Here is an 18,858-nt window from a genome sequence, read left to right on the forward strand (position 1 = left end):
GGTTTACCGGCCGTCTCGCTCATGGTGACGATAACTGAAAACGATAATGCCGGGTTGCTCTTCAACCCAACCATACTGACAGTAACCGAAGGTATCGCTGGTACCTATGAGGTCAGGCTAACCAGTCAACCGCTCGCTCCGGTGAGCGTGACCATCGACGGTCAGGGATATTTGCTGGTGAACGGCAGTGGAACCACTACGCTGACCTTTACCGCAGCGAACTGGAATAGTGCGCAAACGGTGAGCGTACTCGAACCCAATGTCGATCAGATTACTCGCCCGCCACGTAATCGTACCATATTGCACGCTACGACTAGTTCCGATCCGCCTTACAACGGTTTAAACAGTACGCTACCTGTAACCGTTACTGATGATGATATTCCGGGGATTCTTCTCAGCACTACGACCCTTACCGTCACCGAAGGTGGTAGTGTCAATTACACTGTGGCTCTGGCTACGGAACCCACGGCAGCCGTTACGGTGACAATTGACGGTCAGGGTGCGGTGTTGGTGAATGGTAGCCCGGTGACCACACTTACCTTTACCGCAACGAATTGGAATACACCGCAGACCGTCACGATCTCCGTGCCCGAAGATGCAATTGCTGAAGCTGTGCAGACGGTCGCTATCACTCATCAGGCAAGCAGTACCGATTCGTTCTACAACGGGTTAAGTGGTCCATCGCTTGCCCTCACCATTCTCGACAACGATACCGCAGGCTTTGTTGTTACTGTTCCAGCAGCCCCGTTGATTGTGTCGGAAAACGGCGACAGTATCACAATCAGACTGCGTCTGACCAGCCAGCCTACCGCAAATGTACAGGTCAGTATCTCAGTTAGTGATCTAACCGAAGGGAATGTAGCGCCGCCTAGTGTCATCTTCGACAATACGAACTGGAATACTGACGCGGTGTTTATCGTAAGCGGCGTTGATGATTCGCTTGAAGATGGTCATCAACCGTTCACTGTCCAGTTTGCGCCTGCTATCAGTACCGATCCCTTCTACAATGGTCTCTCGCCGACGCCGAACAGTGTAACTGTGATCAACCGCGATAACGAGCCGGTACGCATAAGTATTGAAGATGTCGTGCGGTTTGAAGGTGATAGTGGAGTCTCCAACAGCAACTTTATTGTGCGTCTGAATCGGGTTTCGGATCGCGATGTCCTGATCGACTATGTAACAAATGATGGTACAGCTACCGCTGGTCTGGATTATAACTCTGCGTCGGGAACGCTCACCATACCTGCCGGCTTATTGCAGGCGACGCTACCGATTGGCGTGATCGGTGATACCCTGGCCGAAGACGATGAATTTTTCACGGTCAGTTTGAGTAATCCGCGGGCGACATTACCTGGTCAGCCGACGAGTATTGTGATCGATGAGACGTTGGTCATTAGCGATGGCCTTGGGGTCGGCATCATCCTTGATGATGATCCACCTACGATTCGGTTTGCCAGCAGTGACGTTGTTGTGCAAGAGAGCGGTGTTTCAGCTACGCTGACAGTGACGCTGAGTCGAGCGTATACCACACTGGTCACAGTTGATTATGCAACGCGAACTGGCGGCACGGCTCAACCTGGTGATGGCTCGCAGCCCACGCACGATTACGTACCGACGAATGGTACGCTCACGTTTGCACCGGGTGTAACAAGTCAGACGTTCACAATCCAGATATGGAATAACAGTGCTGACGATCAGCCATTTGAGACGGTTCAAGTCGAATTGAGTAATCCGACCGGCGGTGCGACGCTGGGTAATCCGGCAATTGCTACGGTCACGATTGTCGATGCGGAGGCGGTTTTACTCACGCAGAACCCAACCGCATTGCAAACGGCCGGTCCTAATTATACAACCTACAACTGGAATTTCTACGGTTCCAATGAGGGTGCATCAATTGTGCGCATTGATGTACCATGTGGCGTAACCGGTCAATTAGCAGTCGAATTACTCAGCCCATCGATCAACCCAACAGCAAATCCAACAGATGTTATTCGTGGTACTGCTGAAACAACAACCTTCGCCCTCTACCGTATGCCGGTAGGCTGGCAGGCTAGCGACGGCTATCCGCCGACGGTTGGTACGCTAGTGACTAGTGCTACCTATCTCCCCAATACTGGTGATGCTACAACGTGGGTCAGCTTGCCTGGAATTAGTAACCCAACGCCGTGTGGTGCCTATCTCCTGGTTGCGAGTGTTCCTGATGACGATACTAATGGCTGGGCGGTACGCAGTGGTTGGAGTGGCAGTGGGGCGCCGACGGTTGATTTAGATGGGATACCGGGAAGCGGTGATGAGATCGTCCAGGGTATCTTGCGTCAGAGCCTGCGCCACCCACCGGGAACACCTGTGTGTACGACCTTCTTCCAGTACGTGGCGCCGGGCTTGAGTAGTGTCACCTTCCACAACTTTGATTTGAACGATGTCGGTACAGCCTGGGTGCGCTATTACCCGCCCGGATCGCTCTACGATCCGACCGGTCAGAGTGGCGGGATTGTTGGCACGGCTTCAAACGATGGTCAATGGAACAACGGGAGCGCAACGGCGCGTGGTGGTGATGTTATCCCCTCGCCGCAGCCGGGCTGGTGGCGGATTGTTACCTGCACGAATAGTGCTTCCAGTGAGAATCACTTCATCCAGGAAGGTCAGACCGGTGTACCACTGTACGTGACCCTACCGCCAGTACCTGATGTTGCCTTGCAGCTAACCTCTGCATCTTCGGTTACGACAGAGAGTAATTTCAATCTCACAATCAATTATAGCAATCAGGCCAATGGTATCACTGCCGGTGCAGCACGTAATCTACAACTTAGCATCACCTTGCCTGATGGAATAAGTTTCGCTCCGGGTGCGTGTACTGCTGCCCCTGGCCCGTGTACAATTAGTGGTCAGGTCATGACCATCAATGCTGGTTTACTGACAGCCGGGTCCGGAAACACCTTCACAGTTCCATTGGTTGCCGGTTCGGTTCCGGTAGGTGCGGCGCCGATAACAGTCCAGGCAAACGCAGCCGATCAGAGTGATCATCCGTACCTCTGGCAAGGTTATACAATGGTGCGGATCGTGCCGTAACTCGTAGTGTCAAGTTGTAATTGTCACATAACATTGCTCGGAAGGGTAACTGCTAGTATCACAGTTGAATGTATGTGAAACCTGTTTCGGAGAAAGGCTTGATGTTTCCATTGATTACTGTTTCTGGTGAGCCATACGAACGAGGACTGCAATACGGTGCGGCTACCGTTTCCCTGATCAGGCATAGTATTGCCAATTATGCCCGTCTGTTTGCGTATCGGCGAGGGATGGCTTGGGAAGACGTTCAGCGTGAAGCCTTGACTTACGAGCCGTTATTACGTGAAATTGCACCTGACGTGTTGGTTGAAATGCAAGGGATTGCCGTTGGTGCCGGAAGGACACTGGCTGAAATTATCGCGTTGAATGTGCGTACCGAATTACTTGCCGGAATCGGTGTCGGCTTTCATCATCCTGATGCAGCACTGGCTCTCGCACGCAATCGTGCGGTAGGGGTGCCGACACATGCAGAATCGGGAGCAACGAGTGGTCTGTCGGTTGGTGATGATGGCGAATGTACAACAGCGGCTGCGGCGCCACCGGCTACCGCAAACGATGAAGTATGGCTGGCGCAAACCTGGGACTGGCAGGGTGACCAGCGAGCGGCTTGTATCATATTGCGTATTGATGGACCTGGCATCCCCTCGTTCTTAACTCTAACCGAGGCAGGGATGGTGGCGAAGATTGGACTCAATCAGGCTGGAATTGCAGTTGGTTTAAATCTGCTTCGTTCAACCACAGATGGTCAGCGCCAGGGGATGCCAGTACACGTCTTGCTGCGCCTGATGTTGCAGGCAACTGATGTCATGACGGCGCGCCGTCTGGCTACACAGATTCCCGCAGGTGGATCATCATGTATTACGCTGGCTAGCGCTGACGGTCAATTGCTGGCCTTTGAACTTACTCCAACCGCTGTTGCCGAATTGCCGGCCCACGAAGGATTGCTGGCGCATGCCAATCATTGTCTCGATACCACTACTGCCGCCGGTGAGTGTGCTCTTGAACCGACTGCGACGAGTCGTGAACGGTATGGAAGGGCTTGGACATTGCTCCAGGAGTCTGCTGGTCGGATCGGACTAGATGTGTTACAGGCAATCCTCCGCGATCACGAGGGCGCACCACGCTGTATCTGTCGCCATCCCGACCCGCAAATAGCTGCGGTTGACCGGAATGAGAGCGTTTGCGGGGTCATCATTGATCTCCGGCACCGCACTATGCACGTTGCCCCACATATCCCCTGCCGGGTGCCGTTTGTACCGGTAACACTGTAAGGTCGGAAGAGAGGAAAGAGGAGTGAGAGGGAGGGATGGATGCCTCGTCCTTCCCCTTCCTCTCCCCGCGTAGGAGAGGAAGGGAGCAGGGGGAAGGTGAGGGGATTGTAGGCGTGCACTGTAGGTCAGTGGTCTGTACTCTCAGGGAGACGTCACTGGTTAGTGACGTGAGGGTGTGTATAACGTGCATCGGCGTATCATACCTGACCGAAAACCAGAAACGTCAGATCAGAACCTCCACTGCCCCATAAGGAGATTCGGAGTAGAGAACTAGCCTGGCCGTTCTTCCGACACGGTTTTACCCAGACCGGTCAGACGAGCAATCATCCAACTGATCGTGAAGACCGGAATCGGTTGCGTAAACGGTATCAACGCTTCAACTGCTGCTTTGTTACGCAGCCCTCGCAATCCCAACCGATCAAGTAAAAGCCAACTGATCGGAGCTGCCAGAATGTCAAATCCCAAATCGAGCACGTCGAGCACAATGGGCAGTGTAATGGGCAGGTAATGCATTGTTTCAAAGAAACCAGCATCGGGTGGGACATTTAAGCGACGCAGACGTTCCCAGGCAAGCCAGAGAACGATCATTGCTACGATGAGACACGTTAGCATGAACGTAAGGAGCCAGCTTAGAACGGTAGATAATTGTTCGGTCATCGTTGTGCTATCCTTCCCAACCAAACCCAACTCAAAGCTGTTAGACTGATTAGTATCAACAGCATCGCCAGCGTACTCAACTCTAGGATTGCGCCAAAGCGAGGTTGTTCGCGATCAAGAATAGACAGTGGCGCAACCAGCGGATTACTCAGGTTGTAGAGCCAGATCACTGCCGGACTATCTGGACGTGCGGCCAGTATTTTCAACACCAGCCGTGCGGTTAACAAACCGCATATCGCCCCGCCAACCAGGGCAATTCCTTCCCTTATCCCAACAACAATACCTTGATTCATCGACATCTTCCTGATCGTGGAACTATCAACAGCTATGATACGTCTATTACTAGCAATCGGCAATATCTGATGGTACGACGGTTCCTGAACGAAATATCAGACCGGTCAGCAGCAGGATGTGATATGTCATTGCCGCTGCTCCATCTATCTGTTCAGATACGTTGATAATTCTCAGCGAAATGTGACCGAAGACCTATGGCATTGGTAATCGCTATTTGCTACACTATAGTTCACTCACTACAACAACCTTGAAGGACATGGATCAATTAACGGTATCCGGTATCGTACCCAGGGACATTGTGATGATCAAGCCAATGGCGTCAGTTGGGGCAGAGCAGCGTATTACGAGCAAAAGTCGTTTTTGGGTAGGTCATTCTGGCCTGTTTTGGCTCATGATGGGTTTAGAGTTATGCTTACTGCTGAGTGTTCTGGTCTGGTTGTTGTCATCGATACCGCTTCGCACGCCATTGGCAACGACACCGGACGTGACCGAATTGGCCCACGAGATTCAGGGGCGAATGAACGGTACTATCCTTGATCCGATGATCGAAATCAAACCGGGGATTACTGTTCATTCCAGCAACATTCGCGGTTTCCGCTTTCAAGGTCACATCTACTATTACTATGTGGAAGGTGCGGTCAATTATGATCCGTTGTCGCGTGGTTTACTGCGACTCGATCAAGTCGAGATCGTACTCCGTGATGAAAGCGGTGTGCGGCCAATTGTGATCTACCGTGTTCAATAGCGCATATACGTGCCTATCCGAATGTTCGTCGGTGGGGCACAACGGATGAAACCACACGATAGATGGAACACAATGGAAAGAATGACTCCTTTTTCATCCTGATGGACGAGTGCCGCGGCACTGCGCCCCTCGCTGGGGTGTGGGTGATGTGGACATAGGCGATGCGTCGGGTGACGGGGGAACGAGAGGCGCAGGACGGCGTTGTGCCCCGACGCGGAATTTCGTCGGCACGATATTCGGATAAGCATCCTTAGATGCTATACATCATCTTTGCTACGAATCGCTCTGCACCTGGTCAACGACGGCGTCCTTCTTCCCAGCTTCCCCAGTCTCGTTCTTCGGCGGCGCGGATCGCTCGTCGCTTCAGGGCACGCCGTGAAATAGGGATCACCTGTTTTAAGGTCTCCCAAAGCTGTTCTTCAAGGTGAGGCTGACGCGCCAGTGCAGTCTCGATGGCTGCTATATCGAGACCGCGGTTATGCAATTCGGTAGCCAGCGCAATAGCACGTGCGTGATCTCCGCTGGCAAGTGCAGCGATCAGTTCCTCTTCAAGTTTCATACGCCCTCCTGGCAGAGCTGTGCTGCCAGTCGTGTCGTTCAAGCGGTCAAGATAATCGGTCCATCTTCCGTTATCGCCAGCGTATGCTCGAATTGCGCCGACCGCTTACCGTCCGCAGTACGCACCGTCCAGCCATCGCGGTCGACTCTGGTAGCTGCCTTACCGGCGTTGATCATCGGTTCAATCGTAAACACCATACCAGCCACGATCTTACGTGTTTGCTGGGGATCATCGTAATGGAGGATCGTTGGTTCTTCGTGTAGATTTCGACCTAGCCCGTGGCCGGTGTACTCACGTACTACAGAGAAACCATTGGCTTCGGCATAACGTTGGATCGCTGCGCCAATAGCCCGGAGAGGATTCCCCACTCGTGCCTGTTCAATGCCCAGTTCAAGGCAGCGCCGGGTAACGTCGAGCAAACGCTGAGTCTCGTCATCAACGTCACCTACAGCGAAGGTCTCACATGCATCACCAATCCAACCGTTGAGGCGCAACCCAATGTCGATACCGACAATATCGCCCTGGTGGAGCCGGTCGCGTTTACTCGGAATGCCGTGGCAAATCACGTCATTAATAGAGGCGCAGATCGTACCCGGAAAAGGTGGAATATACCCGCGGCGACCAGCGGGCACGTATCCTTTGTATACCGGTTCTGCACCGTGAGAACGGATAAACTCTTCAGCAATTGCGTCCAGTTCAGCCGTGGTGACACCCGGTCGGATATACTCACGCAGCACATTAAACGTCTGTCGAACCAGTTGGCCCGCAGCGCGTAGAAGTTCTATCTGGGCCGGTGATTTCAGAATGATAGCCATAGACTACTCTCGCTCTATTTGCACTTACTGAGCATGTTATAGCACATTCTCGTCAGATGATGGTGCCGGTGGCCGTGGCAGCAGGCCAGCTTGTTCAACGACACGAGGAATTGCACGTGTCCAATCGACCGACATAATATGAACACCGGCAACACCCTCGATACTAAGGAGTTCATTCACCAACTCAGCAGCGAGGGCAATTCCTTCCGCTTCGCTATCGGCAGCGCGTTGCATGCGTTCGATCACAGATTCTGGCATAAGCGTGCCGGGTAGGTGATCGCGTAGATAGATTGCTGAATTGGGTCGGCGCAGGATCATCACACCGGCTAGGATGTACGCCTGTTGATGCAAACCGGCAGCCCGCACATCGGCCATCCATTGCCGAAAACGTGCAACATCAAAGATCAATTGGGTTTGGACGAACTCTGCGCCAGCTTCAATCTTCTTTTCCAACCGGGCTGCCCGTTCGACGTTCGGGTTCGCGACACTGCCGATAAAGAAACTGGGTGCTTCTTTCAGCGGTGTACCTGATTGGAAAGTGGCCTGATCGCGCAACGTGCGCAAGACGCGGATCAACTGGAATGAATTCAGATCGAGAACGTTTTTGGCCTCTGGATGATCACCAATGCGTGGATGATCGCCGGTCATTGCTAGCAAGTTACGTACACCGAGTGCGGAGGCACTGAGTGCATCAGCTTGTAAAGCTATCCGGTTACGATGCTGGCAGGTCATTTGCATAATCGGTTCAATACCGAGCTGCTGCAAAATGACGCTCCCCCCCAAAGACGACATCCGGGCGATCCCACGCTGATTGTCGGTCAGATTGACTGCATCGACATAATTGCGAATATTTTGAGCCAGGGTTTCGAGATGGCTTCTGGCCGCCCCCTTTGGCGGAGCAATCTCGCCGGTAACTACAATCTGGCCGGCGGCCAGCCGGCGTTGGAGGGTTGAGTGCATAGCTTATTCGTCGGCAAAAGCTTGTTGCAGGTCGGCGATCAAGTCACTCGCATCCTCAATTCCGCATGAAAGCCGGATGAGATTGTCGCGGATACCGACCGCCAGTCGTTCTTCACTACTCAATTCATAGTAACTCATAAGCGCTGGTTGTTCAACCAGACTTTCCACCCCGCCAAAGCTTGGCGCAATGTAGGCGAGACGCATCCGATCAACAACCGCCATTGCAGTCTGGAGATCACCAACCACTTCAAACGACACAACTCCGCCAAACCCTCGCATCTGGGCACGGGCTATGGCGTGGTCAGGATGCGAAGGTAAGCCCGGGTAATGTACCCGGCTCACCCGTGGATGACGGCTGAGAAATTCAGCGACTGCCTGCCCATTTTGATTGTGACGTTCCATACGGAGAGCAAATGTCTTCAACCCTCGGCCAAGCAAGTAGGCGGTATGCGGGTCACAAATGCCACCCAAAATCCCCTGCGTTTCGCGCAGAGCACTGATAAGGGGCGGTCGACCGATGATCACACCAGCCAGTAAGTCGTTGTGCCCGGCCAGGTACTTGCTACAGCTATGAACAACCAGGTCGATACCGTATTCAAGAGGACGCATATTATACGGTGTGGCAAAGGTGGCGTCGATCACGGTTTTGATGCGATGTTCACGGGCGATCTGAGCCACTGCTGCCAGATCAATGACGCGCAAATAAGGGTTTGTCGGCGCTTCAGTAACGATCAGGCGAGTACGTCCTGGTTGAATAGCTGCGGCAATGGCAAGTGGATCGGCTGCGGCAACCACACTATGCGACACGCCGAGCCGTGCTAACATTGTGCGGACAAACTGGCGAGTGCGCCGATAACCGTCGTCAGTCAGAATAACGTGGCTACCGCTAGGGAGCAACGCCAGCATCACGGTGGTGAGCGCATTCATTCCCGAAGCACAAAGGAGAGCGGCTGCTGGCGCTGATGGTGACTCAAGGGCGGCAAGGCGAGCCTCAACGGCACGAACGGTTGGATTTCCGTAGCGACCGTACTCTTCTCGTTCGAGTTCACCTGATTGAAATGCGATCAGCTCGGCGCTATCACGAAACGTGTACGTTGCACTGTGCACAATAGGTGGCGTAATTGCATCGAATGCGCGCTGGCGGGGTTCTCCAGCGTGGACGGCGGCCGTACTGAGGCCAGAAAACTGTTCATTTGGCATAAAAAACCTCTCATCAGGGCGATGAGAGATTAGGTGACGTGCTCCTGCCGATTGGCGAGAAGACGCCGCTCTCCTCTCATCTGCCAGCGTTCTGCTGCCGGAGTTGCCACCCGTCAGGTATTATGCCGCCGGGTTGGCGCGGTTTCGTAGGGCCGGTCCCTCCACCGCTCTGGATGAGTGCAGCGTTCTGCAATACAATTACGGCTGAGTATAACAGGGTGATGGGTTATTGTCAATGGTGAATTGGACGATCTTGGGGTTCTCAAAGTTCTTTCCTCTCTGACAGTGGTCACTGAGGAGAGAGTGGAGAGGAGTGAGAGGTTCTCAACCTATCCGTAGCCTGTACGGAGTCGCGCAACTTCCCGTCCTGCCGAACGTCTGTGCCAATCTCCCGTTGGCTTGCCGATCATGCCCGTCAGCGCAGTGGTAGGGACTGGCGCCCCCGTAAACGAGGGTTGATGGTATGCTAATGCGCTAACCAATGGGGTATAGCCGCACCGCGTCCGACGCGGGCCAGAGGCTCACGATCCTAGACTTGCACTAACAGCGCACGGGCAATCTGCGCTGAAGCATAACATCACACATGCGGGCCAGAGGCCCGCACTCCCAGGGAAAGAGCGAAGATCAGGGTTTGCTGTCAGCGGGTGCGTAATGTGCGTCGTGTTACTCTACATTTTGAACAGTTTGGTTGTCGAATGTGACCCGAAATTGAAAACTCTGAAAAACCTTACAGCCGCCCTACACTTTCAAGAATGCCGACATAATCACCACATCGTGCAGTTCACCGTTCCGGTCGATAGCGTGGCGCGTCAACTGGCCTTCGACGGCAAACCCAAGGCGCGAGAAGATGGCCTGACCGGCCTTCAAGGCGGCCAGCATAGCGACTGTCACCTTTTGGGCGCCCAGATCACGAGCGGTTTCAACAATGGCCTGGGCCATTTGCATCCCAAGCCCGCAGCGTCGCCAACCAGGTTTAACGAGTAACCGCAGCTCAGCCACGTGATTTGACCATCCTGGTACGCGGCGTGCCGAAGCATAGGCGGCTATCGAACCGTCGTCGGCAATTGCGACAATTTGTCGCCAATTCTCGGCGTATGAGGCATTGACTAAACGAGTAATAATTTCGGGATTGGTGAAGTCTTCTTCGAGATAAAGCAGATCATCTTTGGGCAGACTCAATCCGAAATCGGTCAATGCGGCACGATCGCTCTCGGCCAGGGGTCTGATGGTAACCTGCCGGTTGTCTTTCAATGATACACTGCTCATCGCTACACTGCGTTGGGCCATGCCCAGCCTCCTGCCGTGGGTTAATGCGGAAATCTGTTGTATGAAGTGTGTGAAATATACCACATGAAGTTACACTCTGGTTACTCGGTGTAGGTATCGCGAGAGAGGCAAGTGCAATGCCCGCGTACCTAGGTGCTTGTATCGCGACAGACGCGAGGTACTCTTGCGCACATTGTTGCGGAAGCGAGGGCATTTTGCCCTTGAGGACCGCATCGGCTCTCCGAGATCATCGTTTTTAACTCTTACATATTTTGCAGCCACGTTCAGGCCCTCCCTGAAGATCCGACGCACGGCTACCCTCCCTCTTCAGAAGGGGTGTACAGCCTGAACGTGCTCATCATCCTCGAGACGTTTTTTCGACACCCACCACCTGCGGATATTCGGTATAAAACATGTTGCTGATACTGATATAATTGTAATCGTTCCTTGAAGTTCGGCAAGTAACCGGCGGAGTCGCCCGGCGATCCGTCGCAAGGAGGTCATCATGAGTGAGAAGCGCGAAGTCGTAGTGCTTAGCGGCGTGCGCACGGCTATTGGAACGTTTGGCGGTAGTCTGAAAGATCATCCCCCTACCGAGCTGGCAGCATTGGTTACCCGCGAGGCAGTGGCACGGGCTGGTGTTCAACCTGATGAGATTGGTCATGTGGTCTTTGGGCACGTGATCAATACTGAACCGCACGATATGTATATGGCCCGCTATGCAGCCGTTCGTGGTGGTTTATCGGTAGAAACACCGGCGTTGACGCTCAACCGGCTGTGTGGCAGTGGTTTGCAGGCTATTGTTTCGGCAGCTCAGTACATTTTGCAGGGTGATGTTGAAGCGGCGGTCGCAGGTGGTGCGGAATGTATGAGCCGTGGGCCGTATAGCCTCCCGGCAATGCGCTTTGGTGCGCGGATGAACGATTCGAAGGTGGTCGATATGATGGTCGGCGCCCTGACCGATCCGTTCGACGATTGCCATATGGGGGTAACGGCTGAAAACGTGGCTGCGAAGTGGGGTATTAGCCGTGAAGATCAGGATCAACTGGCATACGAGAGCCATATGCGGGCTGCACGCGCTATTGATGAAGGGCGCTTTGCCGGTCAGATTGTGCCGGTTGAGATTAAAGTGAAGGGGGGAACGGCTGCGTTCACGGTGGATGAAGGGGTACGACGCGATACAACCCTCGATAAACTGGCGAAACTCCGACCGGTGTTCTTGAAGGACGGATCGGTGACGGCCGGTAATGCCTCGAGTATCAACGACGCGGCTGCTGCCGTAGTATTGATGGAGCGGGCTACTGCCGAGCGACGTGGCTACAAGCCGTTGGCGCGGTTGGTAGGGTATAGTCACGCGGCAGTCGAACCCAAATATATGGGTATTGGCCCGGTGCCAGCCGTGCGCCGCTTGCTCGAACGCACCGGCCTACGGATCGCAGATATCGATCTCTTTGAAGTCAATGAAGCCTTTGCTGCGCAAGCATTGGCGGTGATGCGCGAATTAGAATTACCGCCAGATCGCACGAATCCTAACGGCAGCGGCATTTCGCTCGGCCACCCGATTGGTGCTACCGGTTGTATCCTCACGGTGAAGGCGATCCACGAGTTGCATCGGATCGGGGGACGGTATGCTCTGGTGACCATGTGTATTGGCGGTGGACAGGGTATTGCCGCGATATTTGAACGGATGTAGGTGTGCTACAATTGTGAGGTTCGAGCCGGTGGTGCTGCGATTGCTACCATCGGCTCAAGGAATACAAACACAATCATGCGTTGGGGAGGCAAGAATGGGAAAGTTGACCGGTCGGGTGGCGATTGTGACAGGTGCTTCAAGAGGTATTGGGCGGGCAATCGCGCTGGCTTTGGCCGCCGAAGGGGCAAAAGTCGCTGTTAATTACAATAGTAGTGAGGCAGCGGCACAGGAGGTGGTGAACACAATTATTGCCAATAATGGCGAAGCCATGCCAATCAAGGCTAACGTTAGTCAGGCTGATGAAGCACGGCGTATGGTTCAGCAAGTCCTTGATCGGTGGGGTCGGGTTGATATTCTGGTCAATAATGCCGGTATTACTCGTGACCGCACGTTGCGCAAGTTGACTGACGAGGATTGGAGCACGGTTATCCAAAATAATCTCAACAGCGTTTACTATTGCACAACGGCGGTTATGCAGCCAATGATCGAACAGAAATACGGTCGGATCATCAACATCAGCTCGTTTGTTGGGCAAGCCGGGAATTTCGGTCAGGCCAACTATGCAGCTTCAAAAGGAGGCATTATTGCTTTTACCAAGACGGCAGCGCTAGAGCTGGCGAAATATAACATTACCGTCAACGCATTGGCCCCCGGCTTTACAATCACCGATATGTTGGCCAAGGTACCTGAGCAGATTCAGGAACAAATCAAGGCCCGTATCCCCATGGGACGGTTTGGATTGCCTGAAGAGATTGCTAAAGCCGTTGTCTTTCTTGCCGCCGATGGTGATTACATTACCGGCCAACAGATCAACGTGAACGGCGGCGTGTATATGTAAACGGTACCGCGTTGCTGACGCGATTATTTGCGCATGCGTCGGATGATAGATTGAATGTCTCCTACGTATCCCTGCCACGCCTGCAACATTTCCTGGCTCAGGCGTTGCTGGGTGCGAATCGCGTCGGCAACAGCCTGTTCGGTAGAATGGCGCAAACTTCGACTGTAATCCCAGTTCTTCAGAACCAGGTCGAATGCCATATCGGTACTGGCGGCAAGGAGTTCGTTCCACGCCCGGATCGACTGGAACATCGGATCGGTTAGATCGGGTGTTACAGGTCGATCGGATGTTGGATGTCGGTGTTCTTCGTTGTTGTTCGACATTGTATCTGACCCTGTGTACAATAGACAAGCATTAACGGTTATGGTTGAGCGACGAAGATCTCTGCCTCTCTTATGGTATCACAAACGGTTACAGGTGAGTACAACGAATCTCTTTTGCGACCCCGTCTGCTGCCGCCGCCAGCGCCGTTACACCGGGTGCGTCGTGGGCGTGTAGATCAGCTTCTCGCAATGGCTCTCGAGGCACCGCTTACCATTGTCGTGGCGCCTCCTGGAAGTGGTAAGACGGTCGCCTTAGCGATGCTGGCTACACAGGGTGGCTGGCCGGCAGCCTGGTGTCGTGCTGATGCCGGTGATGATCCGCGCAGTCTCCTTCGCCATCTGGTGGCTGCGTTGAGCCGGATGGTGTCGTTTGCCGATCCCAATCCACCGTTAACGATTGACGCGCTCATTAATGCCTTAACCAGTGAACTCGATGATGAGACCCTCCTGGTCATTGACGATGCTCACTATATCGATGAGCAGCCAGAGCTGCGATCATTGATCGAACGGCTGATCGTTGCCCAACCTCCGCGTTTGCACCTGGTGTTGTCTGGACGCCGTGAGCCTGACTCACCGTTGATTGCTACTGCACGTCTGCGAGGTGAGGCATTAGTGATCGAGCCAACTGATCTTGCTTTTACTGCTGATGAAGCAACTGCGCTCTGGCAGCAAGCCGGTCGTCCGTTGCCACCTGATTTCGACGAGTTACTTACGCTGAGTGCCGGTTGGGCGCTGGCTCTCCGTGTCGCGCTCGATGCACCTGATTGGCGGCGTGCGTTAGGGTTGCGCGATCAGCCAGCCCCCGCGCTTGATGAATATCTCGAACGTGAAGTGTTGGCGTCGCTCCCTGCACCGCTACAACGTTGTCTGCAACGAAGCGCCGGTCTCCGCTGGATTGATCCCGACATTTGTACTGCGCTCGATCCCTCACTTCAGGCGTCGCTGCTGATGACCGAGTTGCGTCGTCGTCGTCTCTTTGTTGAACCGTTTGGTGAACAGGGTCTGCGGTTTCAACCCATTATCGCAGCCTGGTTGACACGTCGGGCTGCTGCCGATCCAGAGTGGCCACAGCTTCACCGGCGTGCAGCAGCATACTTTCAACAGCGCGGCGATCACGAGAGCGCACTTTACCATCAGATTGCTGCCGGTGATCCGACGGCTGTGACGACATTTCTGCCCCTGGCTCGTCAATTGCTTGCCGAACGACGTGCTGAAGCAGTGCTTGATTGGATGCGTCGATTATCGCTGGTAAGTGATGAAGTGCCCGAACTGGTTGAGATTCAGGCAGCGGCGCTGCATCAACTAAATCGTCTGGAAGCAGCGTTAGCCGCGTATCGGCGTGCTGAACGGGCATTCGCAGCTCTGAATGATCCGCTAGGGCAGGCACGTTGTCTACGAGGCCAAGCTGCAATCTACCTCGATACAGTTCAGCCAGCTCCGGCGACCGAACTTCTCCGTCGTGCTCTCAAGTTGTTACCACAACAATACGCTGCCGAGCGGATCGAACTGTTGTTGATGCAGGCCGAAAATTGGACGAACCGTGGTCGGCCTGGGGTTGGTCAGCGGCTCGTTCAGACGGCGTACCGGTTGGCGCGTGAGCATGGGCTGGTCGAGTTCTATCAAGCGCGGGTTGAGCCGTTGCAACCGCGCTTATTGCTCCGTTCTGGACGACTACGTGAGGCCCGTCAACTCCTCGAAGAACGGCTTTGGAATGAACAACCGCTGATGCGGGCAACGGCTCATCGAGAACCGCTGTTACTGTTGGCGCTGATCAGTGCTATGCTTGGCATTGGCCCCCAGGCACTGGCTTTCGCGCATCGTATGTTGAGTGAAGCTCAGCAGAGCAATAATCCGGTGACTGAAGCTATCGCCGAGTTACGCCTTGGTCACGCCTATCAGGTCATTGCCCGTGGCGATGATCAGGCCGCACGCCAGCACTATAGTCGAGGGTTACGGCTTTTGCAACAGGTGAGTGTGCCTCGAACCCGCGCTGAGGGCTATTTGGGGCTGACGCTGTTACACGGTCACGCCGGTGACCTGGCTCGTGCTGAGGCTGATGCTCGTGAAGGACTCTTGCTGGCGGCGTCTGCCGGTGATGAATGGGTTGCCGCGTTGATTTTGCTGGCGTTGGGTAGTGTAAACCTGGCAGCGGGTGATCCACGTGGCTATGAATGGCTCGATCAGGCCGAACAACGGTTTCAGACCGGTCGTGATGCGTTTGGTTTGTTTCTAGTGCACCTCTGGCGGGCATTAGCCGCGTTACGCTCAGGTCGAACGACCGCCGTAGAGCCGCTAGTCGCACAGGTGATGCAGGAAGCGGTTGAATACGGATACGAGAGTGTCTTGATTGGCCCCAGTCTCTTCGGTCCCCGAGATATTGCTGCACTGGTGCCATTATTGTTACGAGCACGCTCACTGCCTGCGTATCGCGAGGTTGCAGTTCATCTCTTGCGACAGGGATTTCCCTCGATTGCGTCTGATGAGACGGTTGACGACTACCATCCGGGGTTTACCCTGCGAGTACAGATGCTAGGGGCATTTCGGGTCTGGCGTGGCAATCAAGAGATTCAGGCCCGTGAGTGGCAACGGGAAAAGGCACGGCAGCTCTTCCAGTTATTGCTCACAATGCGCGGGAATTGGATCCAACGCGAACAGATTTGTGCCTGGCTCTGGCCGGAAGCCGATCTGGAAGCTGCGGAGCGTCAGTTCAAAGTAACGCTTAATACCCTGAATACAGCGCTCGAACCGCATCGTCCGCCACGAGTGCCGCCCTTCTTCATTCGTCGGCAAGGGCTGGCGTACAGTTTTGCCCCTTCATTTGGGGTGTGGATCGATGTTGATGAGTTTGAACTACGCGCCAGTGGCGCATTAACGAGCACCGATCCCGATTTTGCCCGCCGGAGTGCGCAGGCAGCCCTCCAACTCTATCGGGGTGATTATCTTGCCGAGGCATTGTACGATCCGTGGACAATAGAAGAGCGTGAACGCCTGTTGGCGCGGTATCTGGCGACGGCGATTGCGTATGCAGAGCAACTCAGTACCGAGGGTCGTCATAACGAAGCCATTCAAATCGCCGAACAGGTGCTACGTCGTGATCGGTGCTATGAAGAGGCCTATCAACTGCTGATGCGGGCCCATGCCCGTGCCGGTAGTCGTTCTCAGGCTATGCGTTCGTATACGCGCTGTGTGCAGGCATTGCGTGAAGAACTTGGGATCGAACCACTTCCCGAAACCGAAGCGCTCTATCGCCGCATTCGCCAGAATGAACCAATTTGACGCTACTTGTGAAGATTTGTACAATGAGCTTGGTGACTGTAGCCCTGGTTATGGGGGCACAGACAACCTTCTCATCAGTGCAACCATCGTTCATTGCTTAAAGGAGTGATTCCGTATGGATCCGATCTTCGCTACTGTTCGTTCCATTCACGCGATATTCGGTCGTGAGGTGTTAGCGGTTATTATTGTTGCAGCAGCAATTTATCTGGCGTTTACATACCGGCCTGGGGCACCCCGCAGTCTTGTGACCCGTATCTTTCCGGTTTTGATCGATATTCAGGCAACGTTAGGTTTGATCTACTGGTTGGTTGGTATTTTTGCCGGTGTCAACTATTTCCTTACTTTCCCTTTCATTTTGCATCCCTTGCTAGGTTTGGTTACCGCTGTCGTTGCGCATATTTTAATGGGAGTGCGTACTCCCTTTGCCCGTCTCGGACGTTGGGCAGGGCCTTCGGCACTTGGGATAATTCTGGTGTTGGTGCTCAGCAATGCGATGATTGCTATTATGGCGTAAATCGTTCGCTGGCAGAGGTGTCTTTCATTGTCAGCGCAATCTTCATAGCGCAGCAAGTGCAGGTAATGAACTGATACGCGAACCGATGGCTTTACACGCACTGTACAATGCGGATCAGCAGCCCGCGCACCCGATGGGCTATGTTCGTCGGTGTTGCGCGGTTGTTACTCCCTATCTCGAATGGTTTAATGAGAGGCTGAAGCTGAGAACTCTGAATAGCCTTACCACCAGGATTTTCCGGATAGCCGCTTATCTCTCACTCCTCACCCTAGCGCTCCCGCCTCACTCAACAGCCAGTCGCTCTCTTCATCTGCTGGGCCGAGGGCGAGCCATGCGGCTTGTTCGGCCAGAGCCTTGTGCGCAGTTTCCAGATTGGTTTCGGTGAAAGACAGACGGTCGCCGGGTAAGAGTTGCGCTGCCAGTGGGAGATCGGCACTGATGACGACGGCGATCACCGGGTAGCCACCGGTCGGTTGGGCGTCGGCCATCAGTAAGATCGGACGACCATCAGGTGGGAGCTGGATCGCTCCCGGTACGACACCGAATGATGGCAACGAGAGCTGGTGATGCGGGAGCGTTGATCCATGCAAGCGATACCCCTGCCGGTTGGCCGCCTGGTCGATAGAAAATGATTGATTGAGCAATTGTTGCCATGCTTCAGGTAGCATATCGTGTTGAGGGCCAGGTAAGACGCGCAGGCACGGCTGAGCGCGATATGGAGGTCGGCGATCAATCGGCCACCAGCGCGGTTTGTAGTAGTGATGGAGAGAAGGCAAACGCACGCTTATCTGGTCGCCGGAGCGTAGCGATCGTCCCTGATAGCCGCCAAACCCACCGGATAGACAAGTGCCAGCACCACCAACTGCCCATTCAGCTTCAAGCTCACCAGCGATTGCCAGATAAGCCCGCCCACCCCACGTACCGCGCCGTCTGTGTACGATCAGCAGGCTGCCTGGCAAGGCAAGCGTGTTCTGCCAGGGTGCCAGTGGACGCCCATTGAGTTGCGCCTGAAGATCGGCGCCGGTCAGGCTGATCAGCATCGTCGCATTGAAACGTATCTGTACCCCACCGGCAGTGAGTTCAAGCGCTGGGGCATGAGCCGGGTTGCCCACCAGTCGATTGGCCGCTGCCAGGGCAAACCGGTCCATCGCTCCACCGACCGGCACGCCGTAACGACGTGTCTTTAGGCGACCGCCATCCTGAATGGTCAATAATGGTCCACTGGCAAGAATATCGATCGTGGCAACAGGCATTTTATCATTCCGGGCACGTCTGCGATGATGTAAGCAGCGTATGAGATGAGGAAGAGGCGAGACGATCCGCTTCGTCTCGCCCGTATTTACCGATCTCAGCGTATCTGCGCTCTTGTTGTCGTCTTCAC

16 protein-coding genes and 1 riboswitch are annotated in these 18,858 nt (G+C 54.3%); of the genes, 7 read left to right on the forward strand and 9 right to left on the reverse strand.

All coding sequences use genetic code 11. The features are described from left to right. Both JE47_RS0109410 and JE47_RS0109415 read left to right on the forward strand, forming a co-directional pair. Window positions 1–3,069: Calx-beta domain-containing protein (locus tag JE47_RS0109410; protein WP_031459513.1), on the forward strand; the 3,069-nt coding region annotated here is incomplete at its 5' end. Between the two features lie 101 nt (window positions 3,070–3,170). After that, window positions 3,171–4,337: a C45 family autoproteolytic acyltransferase/hydolase gene (locus JE47_RS0109415; RefSeq protein ID WP_031459514.1), complete on the forward strand. Its 1,167-nt coding sequence runs from the start codon at window positions 3,171–3,173 to the stop codon at window positions 4,335–4,337. Window positions 4,338–4,607: 270 nt separating this feature from the next. On the opposite strand, the gene JE47_RS0109420 is transcribed toward JE47_RS0109415, so the two are convergent. Both JE47_RS0109420 and JE47_RS0109425 read right to left on the reverse strand, forming a co-directional pair. Beyond that, a complete protein-coding gene (locus tag JE47_RS0109420; protein WP_031459515.1) occupies window positions 4,608–4,994 on the reverse strand; it encodes a hypothetical protein in 387 nt (128 codons plus the stop codon). After that, complete coding sequence (locus tag JE47_RS0109425) at window positions 4,991–5,287, reverse strand: hypothetical protein (protein ID WP_031459516.1); 297 nt, start codon at window positions 5,285–5,287, stop codon at window positions 4,991–4,993. Before JE47_RS0109425 ends, JE47_RS0109420 begins: the two co-directional genes overlap by 4 nt. A 302-nt stretch (window positions 5,288–5,589) precedes the next feature. On the opposite strand from JE47_RS0109425, the gene JE47_RS0109435 reads away from it, so the two are divergent. Beyond that, window positions 5,590–6,033 carry a hypothetical protein gene (locus JE47_RS0109435; RefSeq protein WP_236631186.1) on the forward strand — a complete coding sequence of 148 codons (444 nt, stop codon included), beginning with the start codon at window positions 5,590–5,592 and terminating at the stop codon, window positions 6,031–6,033. Between the two features lie 295 nt (window positions 6,034–6,328). On the opposite strand, the gene JE47_RS0109440 is transcribed toward JE47_RS0109435, so the two are convergent. The 5 genes from JE47_RS0109440 to JE47_RS0109460 all read right to left on the reverse strand — a co-directional run bounded on the left by JE47_RS0109440 (window position 6,329) and on the right by JE47_RS0109460 (window position 10,854). Next, window positions 6,329–6,592, reverse strand: coding sequence for a hypothetical protein (locus JE47_RS0109440; RefSeq protein WP_031459518.1), 264 nt, complete (start codon window positions 6,590–6,592; stop codon window positions 6,329–6,331). A gap of 38 nt (window positions 6,593–6,630) precedes the next feature. Further along, window positions 6,631–7,407, reverse strand: a complete 777-nt coding sequence (gene map, locus JE47_RS0109445; protein ID WP_031459519.1) for a type I methionyl aminopeptidase — start codon at window positions 7,405–7,407, stop codon at window positions 6,631–6,633. 36 nt (window positions 7,408–7,443) lie between these two features. Beyond that, window positions 7,444–8,367 carry a methylenetetrahydrofolate reductase gene (locus JE47_RS0109450; RefSeq protein ID WP_031459520.1) on the reverse strand — a complete coding sequence of 308 codons (924 nt, stop codon included), beginning with the start codon at window positions 8,365–8,367 and terminating at the stop codon, window positions 7,444–7,446. Between the two features lie 3 nt (window positions 8,368–8,370). After that, complete coding sequence (locus JE47_RS0109455) at window positions 8,371–9,567, reverse strand: trans-sulfuration enzyme family protein (protein WP_031459521.1); 1,197 nt, start codon at window positions 9,565–9,567, stop codon at window positions 8,371–8,373. 73 nt (window positions 9,568–9,640) lie between these two features. Further along, a riboswitch (SAM riboswitch) is annotated at window positions 9,641–9,747 on the reverse strand. A gap of 558 nt (window positions 9,748–10,305) precedes the next feature. Next, window positions 10,306–10,854, reverse strand: coding sequence for a GNAT family N-acetyltransferase (locus JE47_RS0109460; RefSeq protein WP_028458068.1), 549 nt, complete (start codon window positions 10,852–10,854; stop codon window positions 10,306–10,308). Window positions 10,855–11,338: 484 nt separating this feature from the next. Between JE47_RS0109460 and JE47_RS0109465 the strand changes: the two genes are divergently transcribed. Further along, window positions 11,339–12,526 carry an acetyl-CoA C-acyltransferase family protein gene (locus tag JE47_RS0109465; protein WP_031459522.1) on the forward strand — a complete coding sequence of 396 codons (1,188 nt, stop codon included), beginning with the start codon at window positions 11,339–11,341 and terminating at the stop codon, window positions 12,524–12,526. A gap of 94 nt (window positions 12,527–12,620) precedes the next feature. Beyond that, a complete protein-coding gene (gene fabG / locus JE47_RS0109470) occupies window positions 12,621–13,364 on the forward strand; it encodes a 3-oxoacyl-[acyl-carrier-protein] reductase (protein WP_031459523.1) in 744 nt (247 codons plus the stop codon). A gap of 23 nt (window positions 13,365–13,387) precedes the next feature. On the opposite strand, the gene JE47_RS0109475 is transcribed toward fabG, so the two are convergent. Continuing rightward, window positions 13,388–13,687 (reverse strand): hypothetical protein, encoded by a 300-nt coding sequence (locus tag JE47_RS0109475; RefSeq protein WP_031459524.1) that lies wholly within the window; start codon window positions 13,685–13,687, stop codon window positions 13,388–13,390. A gap of 114 nt (window positions 13,688–13,801) precedes the next feature. Between JE47_RS0109475 and JE47_RS0109480 the strand changes: the two genes are divergently transcribed. Further along, on the forward strand, window positions 13,802–16,963 hold the full coding sequence (locus tag JE47_RS0109480) for a BTAD domain-containing putative transcriptional regulator (RefSeq protein ID WP_236631187.1): 3,162 nt from the start codon (window positions 13,802–13,804) through the stop codon (window positions 16,961–16,963). A 115-nt stretch (window positions 16,964–17,078) separates the two neighbouring features. Continuing rightward, window positions 17,079–17,477: a hypothetical protein gene (locus JE47_RS0109485; RefSeq protein ID WP_031459526.1), complete on the forward strand. Its 399-nt coding sequence runs from the start codon at window positions 17,079–17,081 to the stop codon at window positions 17,475–17,477. Window positions 17,478–17,740: 263 nt separating this feature from the next. On the opposite strand, the gene JE47_RS0109490 is transcribed toward JE47_RS0109485, so the two are convergent. Further along, a complete protein-coding gene (locus JE47_RS0109490) occupies window positions 17,741–18,730 on the reverse strand; it encodes a biotin-dependent carboxyltransferase family protein (protein ID WP_031459527.1) in 990 nt (329 codons plus the stop codon). Window positions 18,731–18,858: the final 128 nt, after the last annotated feature.

Source organism: Chloroflexus sp. MS-G (assembly GCF_000735195.1).
In the GTDB taxonomy this organism is placed as follows: Bacteria; Chloroflexota; Chloroflexia; order Chloroflexales; family Chloroflexaceae; genus Chloroflexus.

Coding starts and splice junctions, on each gene's coding strand:
- JE47_RS0109415 (WP_031459514.1), top strand. CDS start 3,171: ATGTTTCCATTGATTACTGTTTCTGGTGAGCCATACGAACGAGGACTG.
- JE47_RS0109420 (WP_031459515.1), bottom strand. CDS start 4,994: ATGACCGAACAATTATCTACCGTTCTAAGCTGGCTCCTTACGTTCATG.
- JE47_RS0109425 (WP_031459516.1), bottom strand. CDS start 5,287: ATGAATCAAGGTATTGTTGTTGGGATAAGGGAAGGAATTGCCCTGGTT.
- JE47_RS0109435 (WP_236631186.1), top strand. CDS start 5,590: ATGATCAAGCCAATGGCGTCAGTTGGGGCAGAGCAGCGTATTACGAGC.
- JE47_RS0109440 (WP_031459518.1), bottom strand. CDS start 6,592: ATGAAACTTGAAGAGGAACTGATCGCTGCACTTGCCAGCGGAGATCAC.
- map (WP_031459519.1), bottom strand. CDS start 7,407: ATGGCTATCATTCTGAAATCACCGGCCCAGATAGAACTTCTACGCGCT.
- JE47_RS0109450 (WP_031459520.1), bottom strand. CDS start 8,367: ATGCACTCAACCCTCCAACGCCGGCTGGCCGCCGGCCAGATTGTAGTT.
- JE47_RS0109455 (WP_031459521.1), bottom strand. CDS start 9,567: ATGCCAAATGAACAGTTTTCTGGCCTCAGTACGGCCGCCGTCCACGCT.
- JE47_RS0109460 (WP_028458068.1), bottom strand. CDS start 10,854: ATGGCCCAACGCAGTGTAGCGATGAGCAGTGTATCATTGAAAGACAAC.
- JE47_RS0109465 (WP_031459522.1), top strand. CDS start 11,339: ATGAGTGAGAAGCGCGAAGTCGTAGTGCTTAGCGGCGTGCGCACGGCT.
- fabG (WP_031459523.1), top strand. CDS start 12,621: ATGGGAAAGTTGACCGGTCGGGTGGCGATTGTGACAGGTGCTTCAAGA.
- JE47_RS0109475 (WP_031459524.1), bottom strand. CDS start 13,687: ATGTCGAACAACAACGAAGAACACCGACATCCAACATCCGATCGACCT.
- JE47_RS0109485 (WP_031459526.1), top strand. CDS start 17,079: ATGGATCCGATCTTCGCTACTGTTCGTTCCATTCACGCGATATTCGGT.
- JE47_RS0109490 (WP_031459527.1), bottom strand. CDS start 18,730: ATGCCTGTTGCCACGATCGATATTCTTGCCAGTGGACCATTATTGACC.